The sequence below is a fragment of the Streptomyces thermoalcalitolerans genome, assembly GCF_039525155.1.
Classification (GTDB): domain Bacteria; phylum Actinomycetota; class Actinomycetes; order Streptomycetales; family Streptomycetaceae; genus Streptomyces; species Streptomyces thermovulgaris.
The window spans coordinates 62,368-71,206 of sequence record NZ_BAAAHG010000035.1 but is presented as its reverse complement, the minus strand read 5'-3'; the positions used below and the strand labels follow the sequence as shown (position 1 = coordinate 71,206).

Annotated in this window: 7 protein-coding genes; 4 read left to right on the top strand and 3 right to left on the bottom strand. The window is 73.1% G+C overall.

Annotated features, from left to right (window positions below; all coding sequences use genetic code 11):
- A partial coding sequence (locus ABD224_RS19675) for a sigma-70 family RNA polymerase sigma factor (RefSeq protein WP_344051654.1) occupies nucleotides 1–594 on the bottom strand: 594 nt, incomplete at its 3' end.
- A gap of 68 nt (nucleotides 595–662) precedes the next feature.
- On the opposite strand from ABD224_RS19675, the gene ABD224_RS19670 reads away from it, so the two are divergent.
- Both ABD224_RS19670 and ABD224_RS19665 read left to right on the top strand, forming a co-directional pair.
- Nucleotides 663–1,364, top strand: a complete 702-nt coding sequence (locus tag ABD224_RS19670; protein WP_344051652.1) for an FMN-dependent NADH-azoreductase — start codon at nucleotides 663–665, stop codon at nucleotides 1,362–1,364.
- Between the two features lie 791 nt (nucleotides 1,365–2,155).
- The gene (locus ABD224_RS19665) at nucleotides 2,156–4,183 is read left to right on the top strand and encodes an RICIN domain-containing protein (RefSeq protein WP_344051650.1); all 2,028 of its coding nucleotides are present in this window, start codon (nucleotides 2,156–2,158) and stop codon (nucleotides 4,181–4,183) included.
- A gap of 112 nt (nucleotides 4,184–4,295) precedes the next feature.
- Here ABD224_RS19665 and ABD224_RS19660 read toward each other — a convergent pair whose 3' ends face one another.
- Nucleotides 4,296–4,916, bottom strand: a complete 621-nt coding sequence (locus ABD224_RS19660; protein WP_344051648.1) for a DUF4232 domain-containing protein — start codon at nucleotides 4,914–4,916, stop codon at nucleotides 4,296–4,298.
- 326 nt (nucleotides 4,917–5,242) lie between these two features.
- A complete protein-coding gene (locus ABD224_RS19655; protein ID WP_344051668.1) occupies nucleotides 5,243–7,615 on the bottom strand; it encodes a SpoIIE family protein phosphatase in 2,373 nt (790 codons plus the stop codon).
- Nucleotides 7,616–7,931: 316 nt separating this feature from the next.
- On the opposite strand from ABD224_RS19655, the gene ABD224_RS19650 reads away from it, so the two are divergent.
- Nucleotides 7,932–8,177 (top strand): hypothetical protein, encoded by a 246-nt coding sequence (locus tag ABD224_RS19650; RefSeq protein WP_067388858.1) that lies wholly within the window; start codon nucleotides 7,932–7,934, stop codon nucleotides 8,175–8,177.
- A gap of 3 nt (nucleotides 8,178–8,180) precedes the next feature.
- Entirely contained in the window at nucleotides 8,181–8,558 is a 378-nt protein-coding gene (locus ABD224_RS19645; protein WP_344051644.1) for a toxin Doc, read from the top strand.
- Nucleotides 8,559–8,839: the final 281 nt, after the last annotated feature.

Genomic DNA, 8,839 nt, shown 5'->3' with positions numbered 1-8,839 from the left:
GTCCGGGGCCAGCACGTCCAGCAGTGCGCCGAGGTCGCCGCCGCGCGCGGCGGACAGGAACGCCTCGACGACCGCACGGTGCCGCTCCAGCTCGGCGCCTGACGACACAGGAGCGCCCCGCACCTTGCGCCGGGCCCGGCTGGCCAGCTTCTTCGCGGCCGGCTGCGAGCGGTCCACGATGTGCGCGATCCGGTCGAAGGGCACCGCGAACAGGTCGTGCAGCACGAACGCGACCCGCTCCAGAGGACTCAGCGTGTCGAGCACCACCAGCAGGGCGAGGCCCACGGAGTCGGCGAGCACCGCCTCCTCCTCGGGCACACGCCCGCCGGCGCCCTCCGGCGGTTTGTCCCCGTACGGCTCCTCCCGGCGTGCCGCACGGGAGCGCAGCATGTCCAGACAGACCCGGGAGACGACCGTCGTCAGCCAGCCCGACAGGTTCTCGATGCCGTCCGCGCCGGTGCGGCAGAGCCGCAGCCACGTCTCCTGCACGGCGTCGTCCGCCTCACCGAGCGAGCCCAGCATCCGGTAAGCGACCGCCCGCAGCAGTCCGCGCCGCTCCTCGAACCGCCGTGCCAGCTCGTCGTCCACGTCCATGGGTCACCTTTCCGCGCCGTGCTCCGTCACCTCACTGACGTATCGCGACCCGATCGAGGTGACTTCCGATGCTGCTGCACATCGACTCCAGTGCCGACACGGCCGCCGACTCGGTGAGCCGTCGGCTGACCGAGCGTTTCGTACGCGTCTGGCGCGAGCGGCACGCGACGGCCCCGTACCGCCACCGGGACCTGTCCGCCGACCCGGTGCCCCCGCTGACCGCGGCCTACGCCACTCTGGGCCGCCGGGTGGAGAGCCAGGGGTTCGTGCCCCCGGCCCAGGTGCCCGCGCTGATCAGGAGCGCCGCCGAGCGGCGGGAGTGGGACCTGACCCTACCTCTGATCACCGAACTGCTGGCCGCCGACACGGTGCTGCTCGGCGTCCCCATGTACAACTTCTCGGTGCCCGCCGCTCTGAAGGCGTGGATCGACCGGGTCACCTTCCCCGGAGCGTTCACCGATCCGGACACGGGGGAGAGCCTGCTGCGCGACACCCGGGTGATCGTCGTCATGGCCCGCGGCGGGGGTTACGGCCCCGGCACCCCACGGGCCGCCTTCGACTTCCAGACGCCGTACCTGAGGGCCTACTTCACCCAGCTGGGCGTCACCCCGGACCACCTCCACCTGATCGCCGCCGAACTCACCCGTGTCGACCTCCAGCCCCGTCTGGCCGGACTGGAGGACGTGGCGGCGGCGTCACTCGCCACGGCACGGGAGACGGTGACGGCCCTGGCCGGGGAGCCAAGGGCGTCCAGCAGGCTTCTCCAGTGAGCGAACAGGCCCGGAAAACCTCCAGAGACCCTTCCTCTGCGTCGTCGTCCGCGCCGCCGGCATCGCCGCGGGTGTCGGCGAGCCGTTCTCCGGTGAGCCACGCGAGGACGGCGGCCGGCCGGAGTACGGTTGGGAGCGGGCACTGGACCTGATCGACAGCTTCTGGAACCGGCGTATCAGGAACAAACCGGCGTGCTGGGAACAGCCCACCGTGGGGCCGGGCCGCGTGCTGCCGGTGCCGGGCCCGGCTCCTCGGGGTCCAGTGACCGAGCCGGGAGACGACCGTGGAGCAGGCGGCGCCGAGTGCCACGCGGACGTGCACCGTGCCCGGGCGACCGGGCCGGAGGCCGGTCAGCGCGCAGTCCAGGGCGTGCGGCAGCACGGTCGCCGTCGTGAGGGTGCGCAGGTGGTCGGACGTGCCGGCACCGCGTTCCTCGTACGGTCGCGACCAGCCGGCTCTGGTCCCCGCGCCGAGAATGCGCCACCGGTACGGCGGCCCGGCCGCTCCCGTGCCGCACGGTCGTCTGCCGGAAGCAATCACGGGCCCGTAATTGTCTTTGACCATTCGTCAATAAGAGGGTTTCAAAAGCACTTCGCGCAAAATCGTGTGATCCCTTGTTGCCCGCCGATGACCTGTGCAAAGGTGTGGCCTGTCGGTGAGCGGGCATCAGGCCCTCCCTCTGCGCGGGGATCTTCGATATGCCGACAGCCTCCTTTTTTGTGGTATGGACCAAATCCGCGGTGTGTGGAGGAATGCAGCCGTGAAAGACCCGGGCGTGCCCGATTCTCCCATGTCACGCGGTCCATTCGCTGTCACGGACGAACAGGTGGGCGCCGAGCTCAGGAGGTGGAGGGGGATCGAGCCCGCTCTGCTGCCCGTCGGAGAGCTGCTCGACCGGCACTGGGAAGCGGTCTTCGCCTACGCACGGCTGTGCACCGACGGTCCGCGGTCCGCGGGCATGCTCACCACCGCGGCCTTCACCCGCCTGTTCGGTCGGTTTCTGCGGCAGCCGGGGCCGGCGGTCGCCTGGCGTCCCCAACTGCTCGTCGCCGTACGGCGCATCGCGGCCGAGTGGAGCGCGGACCACCGGCAGGGGATGCTTCATCCGGAGCTGCGGGCGGCGGACAGCGGCCGGATCGGCGCGCGTCTGCTGCCGCCGGGCGACCGCCGCCTGCTCTCCCAGGCATTCCAGCGGCTGTCCGGGACGGCCCGCACCCTGCTGTGGCACACCGAGGTCGAGGCGGAACCGCTCGCGGCCTCGGCCCGGCTGCTCGGTATCGACGAGGAGGAGGCGCGCATCGAGGCGGAGCGGGCCCGTGAACGGCTGCGCGAGGAGTGCCTCCAGGCACACCGCGAGGCCGCCCCCCGACAGGAGTGCCTGCTCTACTTCCGGCTGCTGGACGTGACCTACCGGCGCGGCGACGCCGACCTCGACCCCGATCTGCGCGCACATCTGGACGGCTGCACGCACTGCCGGCACACCGCAGACCAACTGTCCCAGTTCAACGCGGACTTGGGTGCCGCCCTCGCCGAGGGCGTCCTCGGGTGGGGCGCCCGCGCCTACCGTGACTCCCGCCTGACGCCCACGGCCCCGGAAGGGGCGGCACCCCCGCGGCTCGCCGGGGGCGAGCCGTTCCTGCCGGCCGGGGGCGAGCCGTTCGACGCCGACGTCCCGAGTGCGCCGTCCCCCGGCGGAATGCCGGCCCCGGACCCGTCCGTCGCCGGCGAGCCGTCCTCGACCACCACGGCGATCACTGCCTTGGACACGGCGCCGGAGGCCGACGCGGGTTCCCCGGCAGGGGTCCGGCACCGCGCCCGCCGCCCGGCCTCCGGGACGGAGCGGGCCTCGGCGGACGCCGGGGTCCGGCCGCGTGCCGGGGGACGGCGAGCGGCGCAGAGGGCGGCACGGCGGGCCGCACGGCAGCGCAACCTCGCCATCGCGGTGGCCACGGTGAGCGGGCTGGTCGTCCTGCCGCTCGCGCTGTGGGTGGTGCTCGGCTCCGGGGACGGGACGACCGCCACCGGAGCCGTCGAGCGGCCCTCCGGCACGCCCGGCAGCAGTTCCCCGTCCGCCGGGCCGTCCCGGATCGGCGCCGACGCGGCGGGCAGGACCCCCGTGCGCGGACGGCTGCACAACGTCGCGTCCGGGCTGTGCGTCGGTGTCGTGGGCAAGAAGGCCGTCGAGGGTGCGGAGACCGCGCTGACGGACTGTGCGTCGACGCCCGACCAGCAGTGGGTGTACGAGACCGACGGCCTGCTGCGCAGCGGTGCCGCGCCCGAGCTGTGCCTGGACTCCCGCCTGGGCTACTCGGTACGGCTCGCTCCCTGCACGGATCCCTCCGGGCGGGACCACCCGAAGGACATCCGCTACGACTTCACCCTGCAGGGCGTTCTCATACCGCGCTTCGACCAGGACCTGGCCCTGACCCCGGCCGCCACCGACGGCGGGGGCGCCCTCGTCCTCAAGATCCGCGCGAAGAACGACACCCAGCGCTGGGTGATGGACACCTCCACGCCCGGCCTGCAACTGGAGGTGGTCCACTGGGACGCGGACGGCGGCTCCTCGGGCCGGGCACCGGCCTCGACCACCCCCGGACCGTCGGCCTCGGCGAAGCGGCCGGCCCCGGCCGCCTCGGCACCCCGGACGTCCCCGCGGCCGACGGCCACTGGCGCCGCCCCGGGCCCCACCGGCAGCTGTGACGCCTACGACCGCTTCTGCTCACGGGACCGCGACTGGCGTCACCGCCGCCCGGGCGGCGGCTACGGCCACGGATACGAGTACGGCTACGGCTATGGCTACGGGTACGGCGGGCGCTGAACCACGTCGGCGATGACGTGACGGAGGACGGGGGCCGCGCACGCGTACGCGTGCGGTGCGGGCCGTTGCCCGGCCCGGCCGGTGGCGTCCGCCCGGGGAAGCCGTACCGGGGTCAGGGACCCGTACCGGGGCTGAGAACCGTCAGGAACACCGAGGAGGCGTTGCCCCCCACGGGGACCGGGCCGGCCGTCCACTCCACCGTGAGGTGGTCGTGCTCGTCCGGCGGGGTGACGATCAGCGCGGCGGGCACCGCCGTCCTCGCCCCGCTCACCTCGGGGCTGGAGAACGTCAGACCCGCCCAGGCGCTGTGGCCCGGCCTCAGCGTCACCGTGGCGGGTGTTCCCGGGGACCGTTGGGGGTCCGGGCCCAGTTGCCTGTCCGCGGCGTCCACGAACGCGGCACCGGGATAGCCGCGCACGGTGCAGGCGCGGTCGGAGACGTTGGTCAGCACGACCGGGAAGTTCACCTGCCCGGCACCCGGGTCACGGCGGCCCACCGACGCCTTCAGCTCGAAGGTGCGGCAGCGGGTGCTCGTGGCGGTGGCGCGGGTGCCGTCCGTGCCGCGGTCGGAGGGGCCGGTCGCGCTGCTCGAGGGCGCGACGGTGTTCGACATCCGCTGCGGAGCGGCGCTCGTACCGCCGCCGTCGCCACAGCCGGTCAGCAGGACCAGGACGGCGACCGCGCATGCCGGCAGGGCAGCGGCCCGGTGGGCGGACGGGGACGTGTGCGTCATGTTCCACGCTCCTGGGGCTTCGTCGCACACGGTGGCCGCGTGCGTCCGGCGCCTTGTGCGCCGTCCTGCGCGGCCGAGGCGCGAACCGGGCGAGAGGTCCGCGGCCGGCCGCACCTTCCTCCCCGAACTCCTTCCCGCCGGGAGCCGCGCGGAGTTCACCCGTACGAGGGCGGATGAGCCGCGGGGAGCGATCTACGCGTTCGGACGCACCACCGTCGCCGCGCTGCCGGATGCGCGGATGCGCGGGTGCGCGGGTGCGCGGCCACGGCCCGGGGCCGGCCGCCGCCGGACCGGGTCGTGGGGGACCGGCGTGTGCCGCACGCACCTCACTCCTCGTCGCGCAGGCTCAGCTCCGCCCAGATCGTCTTGCCCTCGGCGGTCTGCCTGCTGCCCCACCGCCGGGTGAGCTGGGCGACCAGCAGCAGACCGCGGCCGCCCTCGTCCCAGGTCTTGGCACGGCGCAGATGCGGAGCGGCGTGGGTGGTGTCGTACACCTCGCAGATCAGATGCGTCCCGCTGTGGATCAGCCGCAGCCGGATCGGCGGGGTGCCGTACCGCAGCGCGTTGGTGACCAGCTCGCTGACCACCAGTTCGGTGGTGAACGCCGCCTCGTCGAGTCCCCAGACGCCGAGCTGCTCGACGACCTGTCTGCGGACCGGGGCGACCAGCGACGGATCGGTCGGGACGTCCCAGGTGGCCACCTGGGAGGGCGGCAGGCCCTTGGTGCGGGCCAGCAGCAGGGCCGCGTCGTCGTAGGCGCCGTCCGCCGGGAGCAGCATGCGCAGGATGCGGTCGCAGGTCTCCTCCAGGGAGCCGGACCCGGCCGCCAGCGCCTCGCACAGCAGCCGGTGGCCGATGTCGACGTCCCGTTCGCCGCCCTCGAGCAGCCCGTCGGTGAAGAAGGACAGCACACTGTCCTCCGGCAGAACGAGTTCGACGCTCTCGAACGGCAGTCCGCCCACGCCCAGCGGCGGACCCCATGGCAGTTCCACCCGGCGCGGCGGGCCGTCCGGCGGGACCAGGACCGGTGACGGATGTCCGGCGCGGGCGAGCGTGCAGCGGCGGGAGACCGGGTCGTACACCGCGTACAGACAGCTGGCGCTGATCTCGCCGGAGTCGTCCTCGGCCCCGGCGGTCATCCGGGCCACCACGTCGTCGAGGTGGGTGAGCAGTTCCTCCGGGGCGAGGTCGATGTCGGCGAGGGTGCGCACGGCGGTGCGCAGGCTGCCCATGATGGCCGAGGCCTGCACGCCGCGCCGGAAGACGTCCCCGACGACCAGGGCGACCCGCATCCCGGACAGCGGGATCACATCGAACCAGTCACCGCCCATCCCGCCCCGGACCGCCGGCAGATAGCGGGAGGCCGCCTCCACCGCGGCGGTGCGCGGCAGGGTGCGCGGCAGCAGGCTGCGCTGCAGGGCGAGAGCGGTCTCCCGCTCACGGGAGTAGCGCTGGGCGTTGTCGATGCAGACGGCGGCGTGGGCCGTGACCTCCTCGGCGAGCAGCACGTCGTCGGGCGTGAACGGGCCGGGCTGCTCGAACCGGGCGAACACGGCGACGCCGAGGGTCACCCCCCGGGCCCGGATCGGCACGGACATCGCGGAGTGAATGCCCAGCTCCCGGACGCGCAGGCTGCGCACCGGATCCCAGGACAGCCACTTGTCCAGGTCGCCGGCCTCCTCGGAGAGCACCACCGAGTGCTGTGTCACCAGGGAGGCGCCCTGCGGGGAGGTGGCCGGGTAGATCTCGGTCCCCCCGACCGCGATGACGGCCTCCGGCGTGCCCGGAGTGACGGAGGTGTGGGCGGCCCGGCACAGGGCGACCGGCATGGGCAGCGGGCCGGTGGACGGCATGCCGTCGTGTGCGGCCGTGTCCAGCAGATCGACGCTGACGAAGTCGGCGAGGGCCGGGACGCAGACATCGGTGAGCTCCTGTGCCGTCCGGGTGACGTCCAGCGTGGTGCCGATGCGCGCACTCGCCTCGTTCACCAGCTGCAGCCGCTCGCGCGCCCGGTACTGCTCGGTGAAGTCGTGCACGGCGACGCACACCCCGCGCACCCGCCCCTGCGGGTCGGTGACCGGGGACATACGGGCCAGCCAGGTGTGCGCCCGGCCGTCGACGCCTATCGGCACGTACGTCCGTACGTCGTCCTCCCGGCCGGTGGTCAGGACCCGGTGCATGTGCCGCTCGAAGTCCTCGCTCTGCCGGTGGCCGCCGATCTCGGAGTGGCGCAGACCCCGCAGCCGTTCGGCGGGTATCCCGCCGAACACCTCCGCCATGGCGGCGTTCATCCCGTACAGGCGCAGTCGCTCGTCGTAGACGGCCGTGGCGCAGGGGGACTGCATGAGATCGATCCAGGACAGCGGATCGTCCGGGTCCTGAGGCTCGTCGCTCTCCAGGGGGGTGACCAGGAACAGGCCCCCGCCCTCCTCCGGGGAGCGGCGGTTGGCCAGTACCCAGACGGTCACGGCGCGTCCGTCCCGGTGCCGCAGAGTGAGCGTGCCGTCCCAGCGCCGTTCCCGGGGAAAGTCCGGCCGCGGGTCGCCGGCCAGCAGGTGTACCGCCGGGCTGCCCAGGACCTCTCCGGGCGCCCAGCCCAGCAGCCGGCGTGCGCCCTCGTTCCACTCGACGAGGACACCGCGATCATCGACGACGGCCCGTGCCGTGACGGCATCGTCGAACGGGTACACCGGGCGCATCATCGCCACTCCCACAGTCTACTTCCGCGCGGAACACCGGCTCGGCCGGTGACGGGAGCCGGAAGGGAGTCGAAGAGGGAGTCGAAGAGGGAGTCGAAGAGGGAGTCGAAGGAGGGCTCTCGCCCCTGAGAAGAGCAGGTCACCGACGCCGCGGTCGTCGTCCGGCGACGGGACGGCCGTCGACGGGAACGCGAGGCGGGTCCGGAGGCCTCCCTGCCGCGGTCCGAGGCCCGCGAACCCTGCCTCGGTACCAGTGCTTCACCGCTGTGACCTGCGGATATTTACGTGCAAGTACCTGAGCGGTACCGTGTGGGGCATGCCAGCTCTCAATGTGGAGTTCAGCGATCGCGAACTTGAGGACCTGCGCCAGATCGCCAAGGAGCGCGGTACGTCGATGAAGGCGCTCGTGCGGGAGGCGGCCGCCGCCGACATAGCGCGGCACCGGGCCCTGCAGGAGGGCGCCGAGGCTTTCCGCAAGTTCTTCACCACGCACGCCGACGAGTTCGCCGAGGCCTTCCCCGAGGACGAATCGCCCTCGAAGGGCGAGGGGCGGGCCGCCTGACCGATGACCCCTGTCATCCATATCGACGTCCCTTGGCTGTTGCAGCGTCACGAGGAGGTCCTGCCGGATCAGCCCGCGATCGACGACTTCTCGGCCCTGGTGGCCGCCGTCGCCCGCCATCGTGTCGACCCGCCGCGTCTCGGCGTGGACTCCGACCCGGCCTGGCGGGCCGCCGCGCTGCTGCACACCCTTGCCGTGCTCAAGCCCCTGCCGGCGGCCAACGCCCGCTTCGCCTGCGCGACAGCGGTGGCCTACATGTTCATCAGCGGCGTGGGCATCGACCCGCCCTACGGAGCCCTCGTCGACCTCGCCCGCGACCTGATGTCCGGCAAGACCGACGTCTACGAGGCCGCCGACCGGCTGCGCTCCTGGCAGATCTGACCACCGCTCGGCCCGCACCGCGGCCCCGGGGCCGCGGTGCGGGGCACGGGAGGAACGGCATCGGCGGCCCCGCGTGCACAGCGCGCGGTGTGCACACGGTTCGGTGTGCGCGTGCCGCGCACGGACGCACGGCACGGAGCAGGCGAATGCGATGCCGGTGATGCCCGGATTTCTCACGTTATGTCAAGGGCGTGGCCCCTGCCTGTGCGCCTTGTTGGGTGTCATTGCGTTGTGCAAGGCTGAACTCCCCGTGCGTGGGCGAGAATCGGCTCTGAGGGGAC

Coding starts and splice junctions, on each gene's coding strand:
- ABD224_RS19670 (WP_344051652.1), top strand. CDS start 663: ATGCTGCTGCACATCGACTCCAGTGCCGACACGGCCGCCGACTCGGTG.
- ABD224_RS19665 (WP_344051650.1), top strand. CDS start 2,156: ATGTCACGCGGTCCATTCGCTGTCACGGACGAACAGGTGGGCGCCGAG.
- ABD224_RS19660 (WP_344051648.1), bottom strand. CDS start 4,916: ATGACGCACACGTCCCCGTCCGCCCACCGGGCCGCTGCCCTGCCGGCA.
- ABD224_RS19655 (WP_344051668.1), bottom strand. CDS start 7,615: ATGCGCCCGGTGTACCCGTTCGACGATGCCGTCACGGCACGGGCCGTC.
- ABD224_RS19650 (WP_067388858.1), top strand. CDS start 7,932: ATGCCAGCTCTCAATGTGGAGTTCAGCGATCGCGAACTTGAGGACCTG.
- ABD224_RS19645 (WP_344051644.1), top strand. CDS start 8,181: ATGACCCCTGTCATCCATATCGACGTCCCTTGGCTGTTGCAGCGTCAC.